Origin of the sequence: Streptomyces bullii, assembly GCF_042657145.1 — a bacterium.
Taxonomy (GTDB): Bacteria; Actinomycetota; Actinomycetes; order Streptomycetales; family Streptomycetaceae; genus Streptomyces; species Streptomyces bullii.
In genome coordinates, this window is sequence record NZ_JBHSNY010000003.1 from 229,687 (window position 1) to 250,048 (window position 20,362).

Sequence of the window (20,362 nt, forward strand, 5' to 3'; positions counted from 1 at the left end):
ATCCCGTCTGCCACGATCAGACACATGATGAATTTCCTAGTCAAGACGATCGCCAACGCGGGCGCCCTGGCGGTCGCGGTCTGGCTGCTCGACAAGATCACCCTGACCGGTGACAGCACGGGCAAGAAGGTCGGCACCCTGATCGCCGTCGCGCTGATCTTCGGCCTGGTGAACTTCCTGGTCAAGCCGATCGTGAAGCTGCTGAGCCTCCCGCTGCTCATCCTGACGCTCGGCCTGTTCACCCTGATCGTGAACGCGCTGATGCTGCTGCTCACCTCGTGGCTGGCCGACAAGCTGGATCTGAGCTTCCACGTGGAGGGCTTCTGGACGGCCGTCGTGGGCGGCCTGATCATCTCGGTCGTGTCCTGGGCGCTGAACGTCGTCCTGCCCGACAGGGACTGAGGAGCGCCATGACCTACCGCGTCTGCTTCGTCTGCACCGGCAACATCTGCCGGTCCCCGATGGCCGAGTCCGTCTTCCGCGCGCGTGTGGAGGAGGCCGGGCTCGCCGACCTGGTCGAGGTCGACAGCGCCGGCACGGGCGGCTGGCACGAGGGCGAGGGCGCCGACCCCCGCGCGGCCGCCGTCCTGGAGGACAACGGCTACGCCCTCGACCACACGGCCCGGCAGTTCCAGCCGTCCTGGTTCTCCCGCCTCGACCTCGTCGTCGCGCTCGACGCCGGCCACCTCAGGGCCCTGCGCCGCCCCACGGAGCAGGACGCGGCCAAGGTGCGGCTGCTGCGGTCGTACGATCCCGCCGCCGGTGACGACCTCGACGTACCGGACCCGTATTACGGGGCCAGGGACGGCTTCGACGAGTGCCTGGAGATGGTGGAGCGAGCCAGTGCCGGCCTGCTCGCCGCGGTACGCGAGGAAGTGGAAGGACGAGCCGCATGAGCGATGCCACGACGAGCGGCACCGGTGAGCACGCGGGCGATGCCACGAGGAGCGATGCCGGTGAGCACGCGGGCGGCGCCGCGCCGCGTCCCACCGGCCACGCGAGTGGTGTCGGTGACGGCACGCGCGTGGTGCGGGCCGGGCTGCCCGAGCCGGTCAAGCACGAGCCGACCCTGCCGGGCCCCGTGTTCGCCGCCCACTTCCATCTGCCGGGCGACCCCACCGGTCCGTACACCTACGGCCGCGACGAGAACCCCACCTGGACCCTGCTGGAGCGCGCCATCGGCGAGCTGGAGGCGCCCGGGCAGGACGGCGTCGAGACGCTGGTGTTCGCCTCCGGCATGGCCGCGATCTCCTCGGTGCTCTTCTCCCAGCTGCGCGCCGGGGACACGGTCGTCCTGCCCAGTGACGGCTACCAGGCCCTGCCTCTGGTGCGCGCGCAGCTGGAGACGTACGGCATCGAGGTGCGTACCGCGCCGACCGGCGGTGACGCCCAGCTCGACGTGCTCGACGGCGCGAAGCTGCTGTGGATCGAGACCCCGTCGAACCCCGGGCTCGACGTGTGCGACGTCCGGCGGCTCGCCGAGGCGGCACACGCGCGTGGGGCGCTGGTCGCCGTCGACAACACGCTCGCCACCCCGCTCGGCCAGCGCCCGCTGGACCTCGGCGCCGACTTCTCGGTGGCCAGCGGCACCAAGCAGCTCACCGGGCACGGCGACATCCTCCTGGGATACGTCACCGGCCGCGACGCCGACGCCATGGCCGCCGTACGCCGCTGGCGCAAGATCGTGGGCGCGATCCCCGGGCCCATGGAGGCCTGGCTCGCCCACCGCTCGATCGCCACGCTCCAGCTGCGTGTGGACCGGCAGTGCGCCAACGCGCTGGCGCTCGCGGAGGCGCTGCGCGAGCGGCCCGAGGTGACCGGGCTGCGCTATCCGGGGCTGTCCGGCGACCCCTCCCACAAGATCGCCTCTCAGCAGATGCGGCGCTATGGGTGCGTGGTGTCCTTCACGCTGCCCACGCGCGCGCGTGCCGACCGTTTTCTGGAGTGCCTGCGGCTCGTCGACGACGCGACGAGCTTCGGCGGAGTGCGGTCCACGGCCGAGCGGCGCGGACGCTGGGGCGGGGACGCGGTACCGGAGGGCTTCGTCCGCTTCTCGGTCGGTGCCGAGGATCCCGAGGACCTGGTGGCTGATGTGCTGCGCGCACTCGACGAATCGGCGGGCTGAGTCGGCGCCTACCGTGATCCGGCCCGTCCAGCGGCGGTCCGAGCCTCCCCCCTCGTGGCTCGGACCGCCCTCGGTCCCGCGCGCGAAGAACCGTGCGAACAAGGCTAGTTGACTCTCTGTCAGTGTCCAATCACGGTAGCGACAGAGACCTATCGACTTATTTATAGTTGAGCCCGTCCCAGGGGGTCGGGAGCGGGGCTGCGGCGAGGGGAGGGTGTGCTGTGGATCTGGCCTTGCTGCGCACCTTCGTGACCGTGCACCGGGCCGGCTCCTTCACTCGCGCCGCCGCGTTGCTCGGCCTCTCCCAGCCGGCCGTCACCTCCCAGATCCGTACGTTGGAGCGGCAACTGGGCCGCCCCCTGTTCTTGCGCCAGGCCCGCGGCGTGACCCCGACGACGATCGGGGACGAGCTCGCCCACAAGGCCGCGCCGCATCTCGACGCTCTGGTGGAGATAGCCGAGACCGGCCTCGACGACGACTCCTCCTTACGGACGCTGCATCTCGCCGGGCCTCCAGAGTTCACCGCCGAGCGGGCGCTGCCCGCACTGACAGAGCTGACCGGCGAGGACGGGCAGCAGTTCGCCCTGCGTGCCTCCTTCGGGAACGCCGAGGAGACGCTGGAGGGGCTGGCCGCCGGGCACCACGACCTGGCCATCAGCACGGCCCGGCCGCGCGGCGCGCTGCTCACGGCGACCGCCCTGTGCGACGAGGAGCACGTCCTGGTCGCCGCCCCGCACTGGGCCGAGCAGATCGGTACCGGGAAACTCGGCCCCAACGGCGCCCCCGTCCTGGAGCACGCCCCCGTGGTGGAGGTGCACGAGTCGCTGCCCTTCGTCTCCCGCTACTGGGCGTCCGTCTTCGACTCCCGTCCGGCCGGCCCGGGCACCGTCGTCGTCCCCGACCTGCGCGCGGTGCTCGCCTGCACGGTCGCGGGTGCGGGACTGGCGGTGCTCCCCCGCTATCTGTGCGCGGACGCGCTAGAACGGGGTGAGGTCGTCGCCCTGCACGAGCCGGCGGTACCGCCGCTGCGGACATACTTCCTGGTCGTCCGCACCGGCACCCTGGCGATGCCGCACATCGCTCGGGCCCACGAGTGGCTGCAGCGCGCGGCGGCCGACTGGTGCTGAAGGGCTGATGCGCACGCCTCACTCTCGGGGCTCGGCCGGTGACTTTTCGCGATGTTTCACGTGGAACCAGCCGGGCCACATTTCACCCATGACCGTCCGACCCGTGGTCAAGCGCACCGCCCGTGCCGTTCTGCTGGACGGTGACGACCTGATCCTGATCAAGCGCACCAAACCCGGTGTGGATCCCTACTGGGTCACCCCCGGTGGTGGAGTCGAGCCGGGCGACCCGACCGTTGTCGACGCCCTGCACCGCGAGGTGTACGAGGAGCTCGGCGCGAAGATCACCGACGTGGTGCCCTGCTTCGTCGACACCGTGGAGCACATCGGCGAGGACGGTGGCGCGACCGGTGTGAAGGTGCAGCACTTCTTCGTCTGCCGCCTGGAGTCCATGGACCCGTCCCTGCGGCACGGCCCCGAGGTGGACGAGCCCGCCGGCGAGTACGAGATCGTGCGTGTGCCGTTCACCCGGGTGGGCATCGCGTCCGTGCATCTCGTACCGCTGTCGCTGCGGCACTACCTGGACGGCAATATCGAGGGCGTCCGCGCCATGCACGCCCCCGACCTGGGCTGACGCCGCCGGTCAGTCACCGGCTGCGACGAGCTCCTCCACCGAGTCGTGGCGTATGCGCGCCGCGGGGATGCCGGCGTTCCTGAGTGCGTGCACACCGTTGCGGATCATTCCGGGCGGACCCGAGAGATAGGCGTCGTACTCGTTCCACGGGCCGTACGCCCGTACCGCGTCCGGGAGCTGCTGGTGCGCCTGCTCGTCGATGATCGCGCGGACCGACAGCCAGGGGTGACTCTGCTGCAGCCGGAGCATGGTGTCGATGTCGTACAGATCCTGGTCGGTGCGCGCGCCGTAGAAGACCTCGACGGGACGGCGCTGCCCGTGTTCGGCGACGTCTTCGACGAGTGCCTTGATGGGGGCGATGCCGGTGCCGCCTCCCAGGCAGAGCAGTCCGCTGTCGGTGGTGTGGTCCACGGTCATCGAACCGGCGGGCGGGCCCAGCCGCAGGACGTCACCGGGTCGTGCCCGGTGCACCAGCGCGTTGGAGACCCAGCCGGCCGGGACGGCCTTCACGTGGAACGACAGCAGTCCGTCGGACCGGGGTGCCGAGGCGAAGGAGTAGTGCCGCCATATCCGCGGCCACCAGGGCGTCTCCAGGCTCGTGTACTGCCCGGCGAGGAACGGGTAGGGCTGGTCGGGGCGGACGGTGATGACGGCGATGTCCGGGGTTCTCAGGTCGTGCGTGACGACCTCGGCGTGCCACCAGGCCGGGGCCCGCAGTTCGTCCGCGGCCGCAGCGTCGATCATGATCTGCGAGATCGTGGTGTACGTCCGGACCCAGGCCGCCTCCATGTCGGCGTCCCACAGGTGGGAGGCGTACTTGCTGAGGGCGCCGATGAGGCACTCGCCGACGGCCGGATAGTGCTCGGCCCGGGTGCCGTACTTCCGGTGGCCGCGGCCGAGGTTCTCCAGGTACTCGACGAGAACCTCTTGGTTGTCGATGTGCTCGGCCGCCGTGAGCAGCGCCTTGAGCAGTCGGTCCCGCTGGGTGTCCATCGCCGCGGGGAACAGTGACCGCAGGTCGGGGTGGCGGACGAAGAGCAGGGCGTAGAAGTACGAGGTGACCTTGTCGGCCACGGGCGTGATCTCGGCCATGGCCCGGCGGATGAGGACGGCGTCCGGGGAGGCGCCTGCCTCGGCCGGTGTCGAGGCCGGGGCGAGGGGGGGCGCCGGACGCTGGAAGGGAACGCGGGGGCCGGCGGGAGGGACCGAGGGGGAGGCGAACGGCGAGCCGACGGGAATCTCTGACGCTGGGGCGTGAGCGTTCGTCGACGGCGCAGGAGGCGGTGCGGCCGGGGCGAGTCCCGATGGCGCGGCTGGAGCGGCTTGGCGTGCGACCGCGGAGGCGGGCGCCGCTATCGCGGCGAGGGCCCCACGGTCCGGAGTCGGCTCATCGTCCCCGGCACCGCGGGCTTCGGTGTCCGGAGAAACCCTGTCCGGGGAGGCGTTGTCCGCGCCGGGTCGGGGCCGTGCGGCGCCGACCGCAGCTGCTGGAGCAGGCGACACGCCTCCGGTCGTCGAGGAAGGGCGGTCGACGGTCGCGGCGGGACGCCCTGCTTCGCTGGTCGCGGCGGCACGGTCACCCTCGGTCGACGGCGACCTGCGTGCGGTGCCGTCCGTCGGCGAGTCCTGGTGGGCCGCGGGCCTGCCCACCGGTCGTATCGTGGCGAGACGGCGCCCCTCGGAGGTGCTGGACTCACCACCCGATGTCGGCGTCGGCTGCTTGCGCGGCGTGAACCAGCCGCCCCCGCCGTCGGAAGTGCCGTTGTCGGCCGACGTGGTGGTCGGAGCGTCCATGGTGTGCCTCGCCTCGAACATCTTTCGGTCGGTCTGCGCACTTCCTGGGTCGGAAGGTGCCTGCCTTTCCCCCTGCGGACGGTCGGCTCTCTCCGTCCGGTGTCGCGGCCATTGCGGCCACATTCAACCCGCATTCCGACTCCGTACGGACAAGTAAGGCGAGAGTGTGACATTGGCCGCAGTACTCTCGCCCAGCCTCCCACCCCCAGGGGCGCCTCGGCCGCATAACCGGAAATGTGGGCGTTCGATCTCTCCATCCCGTTAGGCTCCATTGCCCTGCTGTCGGCTCGCATCGGATGTGTGCACCTCATCCCGAACGCGAACCGGAGTCGACGATACCGGCCGCCGCCACGCACACAAGTCCCCCCTGCCCCCGTCACGAATGAGGGAGCGGTGCGAACCGTCGGTTCCGCCAATTACCGGGCGCCGCACACCAATTCATAGGCTTCCCACAGATCCTTCCCCGTGTACGAGTGGGTCGCGAGGCCCGACAGATGGGGACTCCCATTGACCGCGACGGAGATCGGAACCGCAGCGAACAGGTCCATGTCCGAGAGCGAGTCACCATAGGCGACGCAGTCGGCACGGGTCACACCGAACTCCCTGCACAGCCGGTCAGCGATCCGGACCTTGGCCGCCGCGTTGAGAACTCCGGCCGGATCCACGGGCTCCCTGAACGGCAGAGCCGGAAACCGGGAGCCGTACGCGGCGTGCGCACCCCAGTCGAGGAGTCGCTCCACGAAGAAGGCCGGGGACAGCGACACGACGGCGCAGTAGTCGCCTCGCCTTCGCAGCTCCGCCCAGACATCACGAATACGGGCCAGCCAGGGGGCCGCTTCGAAGGCCGCGGCCACATGCGCCTCGGTGAGATCTGCCCAGAGTGCGTATACCTGATCCGCATACTCCGGCGGACCTATCAGTCGCGACGAGATCGCCTGATCAAGTGCGATCGTCTCGGCTTCGAGCCCGAGTTGCCGAGATATCTCCACAGGCGCGGAGGTGCCATGCAGCAACGTGCCGTCGAGATCGAAGAGATGAAGTCTCGCCATGCGCCCGAGGCTAGCGGCAGGCGCTGTTCTCCTCTCCGAGGGACGAGGGGACATCCGCTGTTCTTACGTGTTTCACGTGAAACGCCGTCGCCTGTCCATGTGATGGCCGTAGTCCACGACTGGCCAAAAGCTCGCGTCTCTCTGCGGAAAGCGGTGGACGCCGAGCGCCTCGGTCGGACAGCCTGCCTGCGTGCCGACTCCTTCCCATGCCGCTTTGCCAATCCGCCGTCTGACGCTCCGTGATCTCACCGCCTGCGCCGACTTGTCCGAAGACCGGGGGTGGCCACGAGAGGAGCACAAGTGGGGACTCCTTCTCACCGCGGGCAAGGGCTACGGCATCGACGACCCCGACGGCGGCCTCGTCAGCGCCTGCGTCGTCACCGAGTACGGACCGCAGGAACACCCCGACCTCGCGGCCATCGGCATGGTCCTGGTCGCCGAACGCCATGCCCGCCAGGGCGTGGGACGCCGGCTGATGCGTCACGTCGTTGCGGCGATGGGCACCACGCCGCTGACTCTGCACGCGACGCCCTACGGCCGTCCCCTCTACGAAGAGCTCGGCTTCAAGGTCACCGGCCGGGCGGAGATGCTGCGCGGGCGCTTCACACCCGTGGGGCCGCAGCCCCAGGTGTCCACGCGTGCTGCGACGGCCGAGGACCTCGCCGCGATCCTCCAGCTCGATGAGGAGGTGTTCGGCGCCGACCGCACACACGTGATCACCCGGCTGCCCGCCTTCGCCGACCAGCTGCGCGTCGCCGAGGAGCACGGGCGGCTGATCGGATACGCCGCTGCCTGGCCCAACATGGACACCCAGGTCGTGGGTCCGCTCGTCGCACGCGACACGTCGACGGCGCAGGCGCTCATCGCCTCGCTCGCCGCCCACACGGACCGTCCCCTGCGCACGGACATCGACGTGCGGCACGAAGAACTGCTGGAGTGGGCCAAGGAGCGCAGCCTGGCATCCATCGCCTTCAATGCCGTGATGACGTACGGCATCACAAAGCTGCCGGGTGACTGGCGACGGCGTTTCGCGCCGGTCACGGTCGCGGCGGGCTGACTCTCACCGATTCGGCGACGCCGGCTCCCGAAACGGTCGGGAACCGGCGTTCGCGCTGCGTGGAGCGCCGTGACGAGGTGAAGGGCGTCGTCAGGCAAGGGCCTTTACGGCCGTCATGGCGAAGGCGTGGTCCTGCTCCGGTGCGCCGCCACCGACGCCGATCGCCCCGATCAGCCGGCCGTCACGGTGCACCGGCACACCACCGGCGATGAACAGCAGGGGCCGGTCGAGCGCGGTGGGCAGGGTGTGGAAGAGGCCTCCGGACTGCACGGCATCGACGAGGTCGGCGGTGGGCGCGTCGAGCTGGAGGGCGGTGTACGCCTTGCGGGTGCTGGTCTCGCCGGAGATCAGCACGGCGCGGTCGTCACGCCGAAAGGCCAGCAGATGACCGCCGGCGTCGAGGACGGTGACGCTGACCGTCACCCCCGCGGCGTCGGCGGCACGGCGCGCGGCGGTCAACAGGACCTCGGCGTCCTGGGTGGTCAGCGGAGTGACGGTGGTGGTCATGAGGTGGTTCTCCTAGGACTGGTGCCAGGCGGTGCCGGCTGGTTGTGACAGGGGGCCGAGCCGGGGGACGCGGGGACGGCCTGGCCCCGCGTCCGTCCGGCTCGCTGTTCAGTGGCGGACGACGGCCTGCGGCTCCGCGGGCGCAGAGTTCGCGACGGCCGTGCTGGGGGCGTTGTCGCGCCGCTCGAGGGCGGCCGAGAGGAAGGCCAGAAGCAGAGCGGCCCCGGCGAGGACGGCCCCGACCCAGTTGGGGGCGGTGTAGCCGAGACCCGCCGCGATCACGAGGCCGCCGAGCCACGCGGCGAGCGCGTTGCCGAGGTTGAAGGCACCGATGTTCACGGCGGAGGCCAGCGTGGGGGCGCCGTGCGCCTGGTCGAGGACGCGCTTCTGCAGCGGCGGCACGGTGGCGAAGCCCAGTGCACCGATCAGCGCGATCGTGACGGCCGCGAGGAGCTTGTGGTGCGCGGTCAGCGTGAAGAGCGCGAGGACGACGGCCAGCGCGCCCAGGGAGACGTACAGCATGGGCATCAGTGCGCGGTCGGCGAAGCGGCCGCCGACGAGGTTGCCGCCGACCATGCCGAGGCCGAAGAGGACCAGCAGCCAGGTGACGGAGCCGTCGGCGAAGCCGGCGACGTGGGTCATCATCGGCGCGATGTAGGTGATGGCGGCGAAGACTCCGCCGAAGCCCAGGACGGTCATCGCCATGGCGAGCAGGACCTGGGCGTTCTTGAAGGCGGCCAGTTCGTGCCGTAGACGCACCCCCTCCGGCTTGGGGACGTCCGGGACGAGCCTGGCGATGCCGAACAGGCCGATGACACCGAGCGCGGTGACGACACCGAAGGTGACGCGCCAGCCGACGGACTGGCCGACGAGTGTGCCCAGCGGGACGCCGACCACGTTGGCGACGGTCAGACCGGTGAACATCATCGCGATGGCTCCGGCCTTCTTGTCGGGAGCGACCAGGTCGGCCGCGACCACCGATCCGATGCCGAAGAAGGCACCGTGTGCGAGCGAGGCGACCACCCGGCCGATCAGCATGACGGCGAAGGCGGGAGCGAGGGCGGAGAGCAGGTTGCCGACGATGAACAGGCCCATCAGCAGCATCAGCATCCGCTTGCGGGAGACCTTGGTGCCCAGCACGGTCATCAACGGGGCGCCGAACACGACGCCGAGCGCGTAGCCGGTCACGAGGTAGCCGGCCGTGGGGATGGAGACCCCGAAGTCGCCCGCGACCTCGGGCAGCAAGCCCATGATCACGAACTCGGTCGTTCCGATTCCGAAGGCCCCGATCGCGAGGGCCAGGAGCGCGAGAGGCATGAGGGGGGTACACCTTCCCAAAAGATTGCAGGAGCGCTTTGCGTGCGCCCACAATAGTTGCAGACGCGGGATATATGCAAACGAAGACTATTGCGACGCTGCTCTATCCTGGTGTCAGCCGCCCCGGGACGGAGGAAACGCCCATGACAGCGACCGACCCCGCGCTCACCGCCCTCGCCCAGGGCTGGTGCGCCCTCTCCCTGCTGCACGGAAGGATCGAGGCCCACATCGAGCGCGCCCTGCAGTCGAAGCACGACCTGAGCGTGCGCGAGTACTCCCTGCTCGACGTGCTCAGCCGACAGCACGAGGGCGAGGGGGGCCATCTGCAGATGAAGCAGGTCGCCGACGCGGTCGTCCTCAGCCAGAGCGCTACCACGCGCCTGGTCACGCGCCTGGAGGACCGCGGGCTTCTCGAGCGCTACCTGTGCCCCACCGACCGTCGCGGCATCTACACGAACGTCACCGAATCGGGCCTGAAGCTTTTGGAGGAGGCGCGGCCCACCAACGACACCGCCCTGCGCGAAGCCCTGGACGAGGCCGCCAAGAACCCGGAGCTGGCCCCGCTGGTCCGGGTCGTGGAGACGCTGAAGGCACCGGTGCCCGCGTAGGCCCGTCCCCGGCGGCCGTCCGCACGTAGGGTGCGGCCATGGGAGATCTTGAGATACGCGCCGCGGTCGCCGACGACGTCCCCGCCATCGTCGGCATGCTCGCCGATGACCCGCTGGGCGCCCAGCGAGAGTCCCCGGATGACCTCGCTCCGTACCTGACCGCCCTTGAGCGGCTCAGCGCCGACTCCAACCAGCACCTGGTCGTCGCGGTGCGCGTGGGCCGTGTCGTCGGCACGCTCCAGCTCACGATCGTTCCCGGCCTGTCCCGGCGCGGTGCCACTCGATCGATCATCGAAGCCGTCCGCATCCACGCCGATGAACGCGGCAGCGGCCTGGGAGCGCAACTCATCCAGTGGGCGATCGACGAATCCCGGCGCCAGGGATGCCGACTGGTCCAGCTGACCTCGGACGCCACTCGCATCGATGCCCACCGCTTCTACGAACGGCTCGGTTTCACGGCCTCACACGTAGGTTTCAAGCTCCCGCTGTGACAGACCCGAGGGCCTGTGTTTCACGTGAAACACAGGCCCTCGCACGTTCCCGCTGCCTACCCGATCCCGCGCCACCCCTCGGGATCGACCCCGCCGGGCACAGGAGCCTCTTCGTCGTACGGCTGACGGGTGAACACGAACGATCCGAGGTCCAGATGGCTCACGGACCCGTCGGGCCGCCGTACGGCCTTGAGGGTCTCTCCGGCGTAGTAGCCTCCCAGCCCCGTCCACGTGCCGTCGCCGTTCGGGTGGAACCGCGACCGGCGGCCATTGCCGGACAGCGGCTCCAGGGAGACGAGCCCGTCAGCCGTCAGGCGCAGAGCGAAGGCGTACGTTCCCCAGTACCACTGCCCCGCCAACTCCAGCACCGCCGGGTCGACGTCGGACAGCGGCTGCCAGGAACTGGGAATGCGCGGCTCTGCCTCGGCGACGATGCGTACGAGATCGGCTGCGACGGCGAACGGCAGCGGCCCTGAGGTGCAGTTGGCCAGCACGACTGCCGCCACATCGTCGTCGACGCTCATCGTGAGACACGCGAGGAATCCCGGCAGCGATCCCGTGTGGCCGACGAGGGTGTGTCCGCAGTGGTGGCGGATCTCCAGGCCCAGGCAGTACGCGTAACCGCTCGCCACGTCCGCGACCTCGACGGGAGCTGCTGGCGTCCTCATCTCCAGCAGCGACTCCTTGCTCAGCACCCGCTCGTCGCCTCGGGCAAGGAAGGCCGCGAATCGCGCCAAGTCACCGGCTGTGGACCACAGTTGTCCTGCCGGCGCCATCCTCCCGAGGTCCTCGGCGGGCTCGGGCAGCATCACATCGGCCCACGGATGTACTGCCCAGCCGCCCGCGTGCGGCGCCTGTGGCCGCGCGCTTGTCCGATCCAGGCCCAGGGGTTCGAGCAGTTCACGCCGAAGAACCTCCTCCCAGGGAGCACCGCGCAGCTTCTCGATGAGCGCACCGAGCAACGCGTATCCCGGGTTGGAGTAGTGGAACCGCCGCCCGGCCGGGTGCAGCAGCGGTTGCTCCCCCAGGATGTCGGTCAGTCCGGGCCGCAGTGATCCGGGGCTGCGCTCCCACCACGGCCCGGGCGTCTCGGCCGCCAGCCCTGCCGTGTGCGCGAGCAGTTCGGCGATGGTCGCCTCCCCCACGCCGGTGCCCGGCAGATGTTTCTCCAATGGGTCCGCGAGATCGAACAGTCCCTCGTCGCGCAGCCGAAGCACGAGGACGGCGGTGAACGTCTTGGTGATCGAACCGATCCGGTACTGCACGTTCTCGTCCGGCCCGTGTCCCTCGACACACGTCCGCGCCCCCGTCCACACGGGCTTTCCGTCCCGTACGACGGCCGCGACGAGCGACGGCGCGCGCCCTTCGGCCTGGGCGACGGCAATCCGGTGCAGCAACGCGCGGCGGGTGCCGGCAAGCAACCCCTCGTGAGATGTCGTCATGGGCTCAGTCCACCTGTCCCGGCCCCCCGCGTCGAGGGGATTTGGAGGGGGGACGCCGATCAGGTCTGTGCCATGTCCACGAACCGCGAGTAATGCCCCTGGAAGGCGACCGTGATGGTCGCCGTCGGGCCGTTTCGGTGCTTGGCCACGATCAGGTCGGCCTCGCCCGCGCGCGGCGACTCCTTCTCGTAGGCGTCCTCACGGTGCAGCAGGATGACCATGTCGGCGTCCTGCTCGATGGAGCCCGACTCACGCAGGTCGGAGACCATCGGCTTTTTGTCGGTGCGCTGCTCGGGACCACGGTTGAGCTGCGAGAGCGCGATGACCGGGATCTCCAGCTCCTTGGCGAGCAGCTTGAGGTTACGGGACATGTCCGAGACCTCCTGCTGGCGGCTCTCGGCGCGTTTGGATCCGCCGGACTGCATCAGCTGGAGGTAGTCGATGACCACCAGCTTCAGGTCGTTGCGCTGCTTCAGACGGCGGCACTTGGCGCGGATCTCCATCATCGACAGGTTCGGGGAGTCGTCGATGTAGAGCGGGGCAGCCGAGACGTCGGGCATCCGGCGGGCCAGGCGGGTCCAGTCCTCGTCCGTCATCGTGCCGGACCGCATGTGGTGCAGGGCGACCCGGGCCTCGGCGGAGAGCAGACGCATCGCGATCTCGTTGCGTCCCATTTCAAGGGAGAAGATGACGCTCGGCAGGTTGTGCTTGATCGACGCCGCCCGCGCGAAGTCGAGCGCGAGCGTCGACTTGCCCATCGCGGGACGCGCGGCGATGACGATCATCTGGCCCGGGTGCAGGCCGTTGGTGAGCGAGTCGAAGTCCGTGAAGCCCGTGGGCACACCGGTCATCTCACCGCTGCGTGAGCCGATCGCCTCGATCTCGTCGAGCGCGCCCTCCATGATGTCGCCGAGCGGCAGGTAATCCTCGCTCGTGCGCTGTTCGGTGACCGCGTAGATCTCGGCCTGGGCGCGGTTGACGATCTCGTCCACGTCGTCGTCGGCCGCGTATCCCATCTGCGTGATCCGCGTACCGGCCTCGACCAGGCGGCGCAGGACGGCGCGCTCGTGGACGATCTCCGCGTAGTACGCGGCGTTGGCCGCCGTCGGCACGGTCTGGACAAGGGTGTGCAGATACGCGGCCCCGCCGACCTTGTTGATCTCACCGCGCTTGGTGAGCTCGGCTGCGATCGTGATGGGGTCGGCCGGCTCGCCCTTCGCGTAGACGTCGAGGATGGCCTGGTAGATCGTCTCGTGGGCCGGCTTGTAGAAGTCGTGGCCCTTGAGGGTCTCGACGACGTCCGCGATGGCGTCCTTGGACAGCAGCATGCCGCCGAGGACGGACTGCTCGGCCTCGAGGTCCTGCGGCGGTACGCGCTCGAACGACGAGCCCCCGCCGTCCCACACCCCGTTGTCCCGGCCCCGTTCGTGCTGCTCGTCACGGTTCCGGACGCCGTCACCACGGCGGCGGGAGGCGGGCAGACGATCACTGGGACCGCTGTCGGCCCACGGGTCGTCCAAGGGCTCGGAAATGCTCACCGAGCCACCTCCTCCCGTCCGCCGAGCGGACCTAACCGTGCCCCTCATTTCTACGGCACGGCACTGACAACTGAGAGTCCCAACTCCGGTTACGGCACGCCGGTTTTGTGTCGATTCGTGTTCCGGCGGACGGAGCAGGCGCCGGACCACCGTAGGCCCCTCGGCACCTTCAGCCAATCTGGTTATCCACAGGCCATGTGGACGACGGCCCCAATGCTGTGGAGAACTCGGCGAAACCTGTGCACGACCCGGTGGACAGGCTTGTGAACAAGCCCGCACTCCTCCCTGAAGATAGGCGCTGACCTGCGGCTTTGCCGTCCACGGGCTGTGCAGAAGAAAAACTTCCCCAGGAGGGCCAAGATCGCTCCGAACCGCGCACAGGAGTGCACACCTCAGGGCACCCAGTAAGGGGCGCAAATGCTTTGCATCTCTTACCTGTGGACGATTAGATTGGTGCACATGACACAGGCCCCCGCGCGCCCCCGAGCCACCCGGCGACAGCACGACCGCGAGATCGTCGCGCTGGCCGTTCCGGCCTTCGGCGCCCTTGTCGCCGAGCCCCTGTTCGTCCTGGCCGACAGTGCGATCGTCGGCCATCTCGGCACGGCACAGCTCGCCGGACTCGGCGTCGCCTCGGCCCTTCTGATGACGGCGGTCAGCGTCTTCGTCTTCCTCGCCTACGCCACCACGGCCGCGGTGGCCCGACGGGTCGGCGCGGGTGACCTGCGGGCCGCCATCCGCCAGGGCATGGACGGCATCTGGCTCGCGCTGCTGCTCGGCGCCGCTGTCATCGCCGTCGTCCTGCCCATGGCACCCGCCCTGGTGGATCTCTTCGGCGCCTCGGACACAGCAGCCCCGTACGCGACCACCTATCTGCGGATCTCCTCACTCGGCATACCGGCCATGCTGGTCGTCCTCGCCGCGACCGGTGTCCTGCGAGGACTGCAGGACACCAGGACGCCGCTCTACGTGGCCATCGCCGGTTTCCTCGCCAACGCCGCCCTCAACGTCGGACTGGTCTACGGTGCCGGCCTCGGCATCGCGGGCTCCGCCTGGGGCACCGTCATCGCCCAGTGCGGCATGGCCGCGGCCTACCTCGTCGTGGTCCTGCGCGGGGCCCGCAGGCACGGCGCCTCACTGCGTCCGGACGCCGCAGGGATCAGGGCTTCCGCACAAGCAGGTGTCCCTCTGCTGGTCCGCACCCTCTCGCTGCGGGCGATCCTGATGATCGCGACTGCCGTAGCAGCCCGCCTGGGAGACGCCGACATCGCGGCGCACCAAATCATCCTGTCACTGTGGAGCCTGCTCGCCTTCGCCCTGGACGCCATCGCCATCGCGGGACAGGCCATCATCGGGCGCTATCTCGGCGCGGGTGATGTCCAGGGCGCCCGTGCCGTGTGCCGCCGGATGGTCGAGTGGGGCATCGCGGCGGGGGTCGTTCTTGGCCTACTGGTCGTCCTCACTCGACCGGCGTACCTGCCCCTGTTCACCAGCGACTCGGCGGTCAAGGACATCGCCCTGCCCGCTCTGGTGATCGTGGCGGTAGCGCAGCCGATCTCCGGCATCGTTTTCGTCCTGGACGGAGTCCTGATGGGCGCGGGCGACGGACCCTATCTGGCGTGGGCCATGCTGCTCACCCTGGCGGTGTTCACCCCGGTCGCCCTGCTCGTGCCGACGGTCGGTGGCGGGCTCACCGCGCTGTGGGCCGCCATGACGCTGATGATGACCGTTCGGATGCTGACCCTGTGGCTCCGCACCCGTTCGGGCCGCTGGCTGGTGACCGGAGCGACGCGCTGACATCCTCTGCGACTACCGATCCGATGAGGACCGTTTCACGTGAAACATCGAAGAACGCGGTGTTTCACGTGAAACAAGCGAAGGGGCCGCACCCCGGAAGGGTGCGGCCCCTCACTGCTTCAGCGCACGCACGCTCAGGCAGCGACGACCTCGATGTTGACCTTGGCGGCAACCTCGGGGTGCAGACGCACGGACGTCTCGTGAGCGCCCAGCGTCTTGATCGGCGCGGCGACCTCGATGCGGCGCTTGTCGACCTCGGGGCCACCAGCGGCCTTGATCGCCGAGGCGATGTCAGCCGGGGTGACGGAACCGAAGAGACGACCGGCATCGCCGGCGCGGACCGCCAGGCGGACCTTGACGCCCTCGAGCTGAGCCTTCACCTGGTTGGCCTGCTCGATGGTCTGGATCTCGTGGATCTTGCGAGCACGACGGATCTGCTCGACGTCCTTCTCGCCGCCCTTGGTCCAGCGGATCGCGAACTTCCGCGGGATCAGGTAGTTGCGAGCGTAACCGTCCTTGACGTCGACGACGTCGCCCGCGGCACCGAGGCCAGTGACCTCGTGGGTGAGGATGATCTTCATGAGTCGGTCACCCTTCCCTTAACGCGCGGTGGAGGTGTAGGGCAGCAGCGCCATCTCACGGCTGTTCTTGACGGCCGTGGCGACGTCACGCTGATGCTGCGTGCAGTTGCCGGTCACGCGGCGGGCACGGATCTTGCCGCGGTCGGAAATGAACTTCCGCAGCATGTTCGTGTCCTTGTAGTCCACGTACGTGACCTTGTCCTTGCAGAATGCGCAAACCTTCTTCTTCGGCTTGCGCACAGGCGGCTTCGCCATGTGTTTCTCCTGTGTGATCAAGAAGTTTGGGTACGACCCGCCCTCGACCCGGCCGGGCCCGCAGGCCCTGGCCCGAAGGCCTAGAAGGGGGGCTCGTCCGAGTAGCCGCCACCGCCGCCGGAGCCTCCGCCCCAGCCGCCGCCACCCTGGCCGCCGCCCTGGCCGCCACCGGCGGGAGCGCCGGTCGCCCACGGGTCGTCGGCCGGAGCGGCGCCGCCCTGCTGGCCGCCACCGGGGCCGCCGCCCCAGCCGCCGCCACCCTGGCCGCCACCGCCGCCGTAACCGCCCTGTCCACCGCGACCGGAGGTCTTGGTGACCTTGGCCGTGGCGTTGCGCAGGCTGGGACCGACTTCCTCGACGTCCAGCTCGTAGACCGTGCGCTTGACACCCTCACGGTCTTCGTAGGACCGCTGCTTCAGCCGGCCCTGCACGATGACGCGCATGCCTCGCTGGAGCGACTCGGCGACGTTCTCCGCCGCCTGACGCCAGACCGAGCAGGTCAGGAACAGGCTCTCGCCGTCCTTCCACTCGTTCGTCTGGCGGTCGAAGGTGCGGGGAGTGGACGCGACACGGAACTTCGCGACCGCCGCACCGGAAGGGGTGAAGCGCAGCTCGGGGTCGTCGACAAGATTGCCGATGACCGTGATGACGGTCTCGCCTGCCATGGGGGAACCTCTCGGCGGGTTTGCTGCTGGCTGCTTGTGCTACTCGAACCCGAGATCAGCTGAGCGGGAGAGCTCAGTGGGTCTCGGGGCGGAGGACCTTGGTCCGGAGGACCGACTCGTTCAGGTTCATCTGGCGGTCGAGCTCCTTGACGACCGCAGGCTCGGCCTGCAGGTCGATGACCGAGTAGATGCCCTCGGGCTTCTTCTTGATCTCGTACGCGAGACGACGACGGCCCCAGGTGTCGACCTTCTCGACCTTTCCGCCACCGTCACGGACGACAGAAAGGAAGTTCTCGATCAGCGGGGAGACAGAGCGCTCCTCGAGATCGGGGTCGAGGATGACCATCACCTCGTAGTGACGCATGTGGAACCCACCTCCTTTGGACTCAGCGGCCACGGTCGTTCCGTGGCAGGAGGGTTGTGATGCGTACGCAACAGTGTCCGTCAGTAAAACAGCCGCCACTGACAATCGAGGTCGGGCGGTGGTTTCCCCAGGTCGCCGGGAGGGATCCAGACATGTTCCTGGCGCTGACTGGGCAGACACCGGTGCAGACGGTACAGAGTACCCGCACAGCGGCTTCCGGTTGAAATCCGGCCGCGAGGGCCGCCAATCTGTACGCATCGGGTGTGTATGGCGCTACGATGCGCCGCCCTTTCGCAGGAGGTGCCCCATGGCACAGGCAATGCGACCCAACACCGCCGGAGGCCTCTTCGCCACGGACGGCAAGCCCCACCCCCTCCAGGACACTCTGCTCGCGGTGACTCTGGTACTGGGCATCATGTCGTTCGTCACGGCCCTCATCGACGACGACCTGCACCTGCTGAGCTCCTGGACCGGCCTGCTGGGCATCCTCACCGGCGCGTACGGCCAGTGGGTCTCGGTGACGACCCGCGAACGCTTCTTCCTGATCCTCGGCCTCGGCGCCGCGGGAGTCGGCTTCTTCCTCGGCATGGCGCACGGCGGCCTCTTCGGTGGGCTCCTCGACTGACGCCACGGACACCGTCCCGCAAATCGAACACCGCCCAGCGCCCCGACCGCCCACCGGCCGGGGCGAAGGTTCCGTACGCCCAACCGGGGCGCGCAGAAGGCGCAGTAGGCTTCGGCGCTAGAGCCGGAGCCCCTGTACCCATGGGGACACACCAGCCCGAGGAGCGCCCCGAATGAGCCTGACCCTGAGGACCATCAGTCGCGAGCAGCATCTGGCCTACATCCAGAGCCTGCCGTCGGCGAGCCACATGCAGGTCCCGGCATGGGCGGATGTGAAGGCGGAGTGGCGCTCGGAGAACCTCGGCTGGTTCGACGACCGGACCGGCGAGCTGGTCGGTGCGGGTCTCGTGCTCTACCGGCAGCTGCCCAAGATCAAGCGCTACCTCGCCTATCTGCCCGAGGGCCCGGTCATCAACTGGTTCGCGCCAAATCTCCAGGAGTGGATCGAGCCGATGCTGGCGCACCTGAAGCAGCAGGGCGCCTTCTCCGTGAAGATGGGCCCGCCGGTGATCATCCGGCGCTGGGAGGCCTCGACCATCAAGAAGGGCATCCAGGACCCGGACGTGAAGCGTCTGCGCGACCTGGAGGCCGACTTCATCGAGCCCCGCGCCTTCGAGGTCGCCGACAAGCTGCGCCGCATGGGCTGGCAGCAGGGCGAGGACGGCGGCGCCGGTTTCGGCGACGTCCAGCCCCGCTACGTCTACCAGGTGCCGCTGGCGAACCGCTCCCTGGAAGAGGTGCACAAGAACTTCAACCAGCTGTGGCGCCGCAACATCAAGAAGGCCGAGAAGGCCGGCGTCGAGGTCGTCCAGGGCGGTTACGAGGACCTGGCCGAGTGGCAGCGGCTGTACGAGATCACGGCGGTGCGCGACCATTTCCGGCCGCGTCCGCTGTCGTATTTCCAGCGCATGTGGACGGCTCTCAACACCGAGGACCCGAACCGGATGCGGCTGTACTTCGCCCGGCACAACGGCGTGAACCTGTCGGCGGCGACGATGCTGATTGTCGGTGGGCACGTCTGGTACTCCTACGGCGCCTCCGACAACATCGGCCGTGAGGTCCGGCCCTCGAACGCGATGCAGTGGCGGATGCTGCGCGACGCCTACGCGCTCGGCGCCACCGTCTACGACCTGCGGGGCATCTCCGACTCGCTGGACGAGACCGACCACCTCTTCGGGCTGATCCAGTTCAAAGTGGGCACGGGCGGCCAGGCGGCCGAGTACCTCGGCGAGTGGGACTTCCCGCTGAACAAGCTGCTCCACAAGGCGCTCGACATCTACATGTCGCGCCGCTGACCTCGCGGCCGGCACTCCGGTAGCTCCCGAACTGCTTCAATCGCTCCCATACCTCTGATACACCGCAGCCACGAGAAAGGTTCCAGGTCCGGCCATGGCGCTCACGCTCTACGTCGACACCGCGCGCTGGCGGGCGCACCACAAGCACGTGCAGGAGCAGTTCCCCGGGCTCGTGCCGGTCTGCAAGGGCAACGGCTACGGCTTCGGGCACGAGCGGCTGGCCGAGGAGGCCACACGGCTGGGCGCGGACGTCCTCGCGGTCGGCACCACCTACGAGGCCGCCCGGATCAAGGACTTCTTCAGCGGTGACCTCCTGGTCCTGACGCCGTACCGGCGGGGCGAGGAGCCCGTGCCGCTGCCCGACCGGGTCGTGCGGTCGGTGTCGTCGGTCGACGGCGTGTACGGCCTCGTGGGCGCCCGTGTGGTCATCGAGGTGATGTCCTCGATGAAGCGGCACGGCATCAGCGAGCAGGACCTGCCCCAGTTGCACGCCGCCATAGAGAACGTCCGCTTGGAGGGCTTCGCCATCCACCTGCCGCTGGACCGCACCGACGGCTCCGACGCCGTCGAGGAGGTCATCGGCTGGATGGACCGGCTGCGCGCGGCTCGGCTGCCGCTGCACACCATGTTCGTCAGCCATCTCAAGGCCGACGAACTCGCCCGGCTGCAGCAGCAGTTCCCGCAGACCCGGTTCCGTGCCCGCATCGGCACGCGGCTGTGGCTGGGCGACCACGAGGCCACCGAGTACCGCGGCGCGGTGCTGGACGTCACGCGCGTCGCCAAGGGCGACCGCTTCGGCTACCGGCAGCAGAAGGCGGCCTCCGACGGCTTCCTGGTGGTCGTGGCGGGCGGTACGTCGCACGGGGTGGGCCTGGAGGCTCCCAAGGCGATGCACGGCGTCATGCCGCGCGCCAAGGGCGTCGCCCGCGCCGGCCTCGCCACGGTCAACCGGAACCTTTCTCCGTTCGTCTGGGGCGGCAAGCAGCGCTGGTTCGCCGAGCCGCCGCACATGCAGGTCTCGATCCTCTTCGTACCGGCGGACGCGCCGGAGCCCAAGGTCGGCGAGGAACTGGTCGCCCACCTGCGGCACACCACCACACAGTTCGACCGGCTCGTGGACCGCTGAGCGACGCGGGAACAGCAACAAGGCCGTAC

The 20,362-nt window shown here is 69.3% G+C and carries 22 protein-coding genes; 12 read left to right on the plus strand and 10 right to left on the minus strand.

Translation table 11 applies throughout. The annotated features are described in order from the left end of the window. The first annotated feature begins 24 nt into the window (after positions 1-24). The 5 genes from ACFPZJ_RS08965 (at position 25) to ACFPZJ_RS08985 (ending at position 3,823) form a co-directional block, all read left to right on the plus strand. Positions 25-402, plus strand: a complete 378-nt coding sequence (locus ACFPZJ_RS08965; protein ID WP_381019346.1) for a phage holin family protein — start codon at positions 25-27, stop codon at positions 400-402. A gap of 8 nt (positions 403-410) precedes the next feature. Further along, entirely contained in the window at positions 411-896 is a 486-nt protein-coding gene (locus ACFPZJ_RS08970; protein ID WP_381019348.1) for a low molecular weight protein-tyrosine-phosphatase, read from the plus strand. After that, positions 893-2,125 (plus strand): cystathionine gamma-lyase, encoded by a 1,233-nt coding sequence (locus tag ACFPZJ_RS08975; protein WP_381019350.1) that lies wholly within the window; start codon positions 893-895, stop codon positions 2,123-2,125. The genes ACFPZJ_RS08970 and ACFPZJ_RS08975 overlap by 4 nt, the downstream gene beginning before the upstream one ends. A 221-nt stretch (positions 2,126-2,346) precedes the next feature. Continuing rightward, the gene (locus tag ACFPZJ_RS08980) at positions 2,347-3,252 is read left to right on the plus strand and encodes a LysR family transcriptional regulator (protein ID WP_381019352.1); all 906 of its coding nucleotides are present in this window, start codon (positions 2,347-2,349) and stop codon (positions 3,250-3,252) included. Positions 3,253-3,340: 88 nt separating this feature from the next. Continuing rightward, positions 3,341-3,823 carry an NUDIX domain-containing protein gene (locus ACFPZJ_RS08985; protein WP_053660775.1) on the plus strand — a complete coding sequence of 161 codons (483 nt, stop codon included), beginning with the start codon at positions 3,341-3,343 and terminating at the stop codon, positions 3,821-3,823. Positions 3,824-3,832: 9 nt separating this feature from the next. On the opposite strand, the gene ACFPZJ_RS08990 is transcribed toward ACFPZJ_RS08985, so the two are convergent. Both ACFPZJ_RS08990 and ACFPZJ_RS08995 read right to left on the minus strand, forming a co-directional pair. Next, positions 3,833-5,638: a globin domain-containing protein gene (locus ACFPZJ_RS08990; RefSeq protein ID WP_381019354.1), complete on the minus strand. Its 1,806-nt coding sequence runs from the start codon at positions 5,636-5,638 to the stop codon at positions 3,833-3,835. Positions 5,639-6,033: 395 nt separating this feature from the next. Next, on the minus strand, positions 6,034-6,666 hold the full coding sequence (locus ACFPZJ_RS08995) for an HAD family hydrolase (RefSeq protein WP_381019356.1): 633 nt from the start codon (positions 6,664-6,666) through the stop codon (positions 6,034-6,036). Positions 6,667-6,856: 190 nt separating this feature from the next. On the opposite strand from ACFPZJ_RS08995, the gene ACFPZJ_RS09000 reads away from it, so the two are divergent. Beyond that, positions 6,857-7,723 carry a GNAT family N-acetyltransferase gene (locus ACFPZJ_RS09000; protein WP_381019358.1) on the plus strand — a complete coding sequence of 289 codons (867 nt, stop codon included), beginning with the start codon at positions 6,857-6,859 and terminating at the stop codon, positions 7,721-7,723. A 90-nt stretch (positions 7,724-7,813) separates the two neighbouring features. On the opposite strand, the gene ACFPZJ_RS09005 is transcribed toward ACFPZJ_RS09000, so the two are convergent. Then, positions 7,814-8,230, minus strand: coding sequence for a GlcG/HbpS family heme-binding protein (locus ACFPZJ_RS09005; RefSeq protein ID WP_381019360.1), 417 nt, complete (start codon positions 8,228-8,230; stop codon positions 7,814-7,816). Between the two features lie 108 nt (positions 8,231-8,338). Then, entirely contained in the window at positions 8,339-9,547 is a 1,209-nt protein-coding gene (locus tag ACFPZJ_RS09010) for an MFS transporter (RefSeq protein WP_381019362.1), read from the minus strand. Positions 9,548-9,690: 143 nt separating this feature from the next. On the opposite strand from ACFPZJ_RS09010, the gene ACFPZJ_RS09015 reads away from it, so the two are divergent. Further along, a complete protein-coding gene (locus ACFPZJ_RS09015) occupies positions 9,691-10,155 on the plus strand; it encodes a MarR family winged helix-turn-helix transcriptional regulator (RefSeq protein WP_381019363.1) in 465 nt (154 codons plus the stop codon). Between the two features lie 38 nt (positions 10,156-10,193). Beyond that, positions 10,194-10,646, plus strand: a complete 453-nt coding sequence (locus tag ACFPZJ_RS09020) for a GNAT family N-acetyltransferase (RefSeq protein ID WP_381019365.1) — start codon at positions 10,194-10,196, stop codon at positions 10,644-10,646. Between the two features lie 56 nt (positions 10,647-10,702). Here the strand turns inward: ACFPZJ_RS09020 and ACFPZJ_RS09025 are convergent, their stop codons facing one another. Next, entirely contained in the window at positions 10,703-12,088 is a 1,386-nt protein-coding gene (locus ACFPZJ_RS09025; protein WP_381019366.1) for a serine hydrolase domain-containing protein, read from the minus strand. A 59-nt stretch (positions 12,089-12,147) separates the two neighbouring features. Further along, positions 12,148-13,626 carry a replicative DNA helicase gene (dnaB, locus tag ACFPZJ_RS09030; protein WP_381019368.1) on the minus strand — a complete coding sequence of 493 codons (1,479 nt, stop codon included), beginning with the start codon at positions 13,624-13,626 and terminating at the stop codon, positions 12,148-12,150. A 459-nt stretch (positions 13,627-14,085) separates the two neighbouring features. On the opposite strand from dnaB, the gene ACFPZJ_RS09035 reads away from it, so the two are divergent. Beyond that, positions 14,086-15,423, plus strand: a complete 1,338-nt coding sequence (locus tag ACFPZJ_RS09035; RefSeq protein WP_381019370.1) for an MATE family efflux transporter — start codon at positions 14,086-14,088, stop codon at positions 15,421-15,423. 134 nt (positions 15,424-15,557) lie between these two features. Here the strand turns inward: ACFPZJ_RS09035 and rplI are convergent, their stop codons facing one another. The 4 genes from rplI to rpsF all read right to left on the minus strand — a co-directional run bounded on the left by rplI (position 15,558) and on the right by rpsF (position 17,288). After that, on the minus strand, positions 15,558-16,004 hold the full coding sequence (rplI, locus tag ACFPZJ_RS09040) for a 50S ribosomal protein L9 (protein ID WP_381019372.1): 447 nt from the start codon (positions 16,002-16,004) through the stop codon (positions 15,558-15,560). Between the two features lie 18 nt (positions 16,005-16,022). Further along, entirely contained in the window at positions 16,023-16,259 is a 237-nt protein-coding gene (gene rpsR / locus ACFPZJ_RS09045; protein ID WP_003949403.1) for a 30S ribosomal protein S18, read from the minus strand. An 80-nt stretch (positions 16,260-16,339) separates the two neighbouring features. Then, positions 16,340-16,924 (minus strand): single-stranded DNA-binding protein, encoded by a 585-nt coding sequence (locus ACFPZJ_RS09050; protein ID WP_381019374.1) that lies wholly within the window; start codon positions 16,922-16,924, stop codon positions 16,340-16,342. Positions 16,925-16,997: 73 nt separating this feature from the next. Continuing rightward, positions 16,998-17,288, minus strand: a complete 291-nt coding sequence (gene rpsF, locus ACFPZJ_RS09055) for a 30S ribosomal protein S6 (protein WP_009189556.1) — start codon at positions 17,286-17,288, stop codon at positions 16,998-17,000. A gap of 307 nt (positions 17,289-17,595) precedes the next feature. Between rpsF and ACFPZJ_RS09060 the strand changes: the two genes are divergently transcribed. From ACFPZJ_RS09060 to ACFPZJ_RS09070, 3 genes are all read left to right on the plus strand, one after another. Then, on the plus strand, positions 17,596-17,913 hold the full coding sequence (locus ACFPZJ_RS09060) for a hypothetical protein (protein WP_381019375.1): 318 nt from the start codon (positions 17,596-17,598) through the stop codon (positions 17,911-17,913). 172 nt (positions 17,914-18,085) lie between these two features. Beyond that, a complete protein-coding gene (femX, locus tag ACFPZJ_RS09065; RefSeq protein WP_381019377.1) occupies positions 18,086-19,207 on the plus strand; it encodes a peptidoglycan bridge formation glycyltransferase FemX in 1,122 nt (373 codons plus the stop codon). 94 nt (positions 19,208-19,301) lie between these two features. Beyond that, positions 19,302-20,333 (plus strand): alanine racemase, encoded by a 1,032-nt coding sequence (locus tag ACFPZJ_RS09070; RefSeq protein WP_381019379.1) that lies wholly within the window; start codon positions 19,302-19,304, stop codon positions 20,331-20,333. Positions 20,334-20,362: the final 29 nt, after the last annotated feature.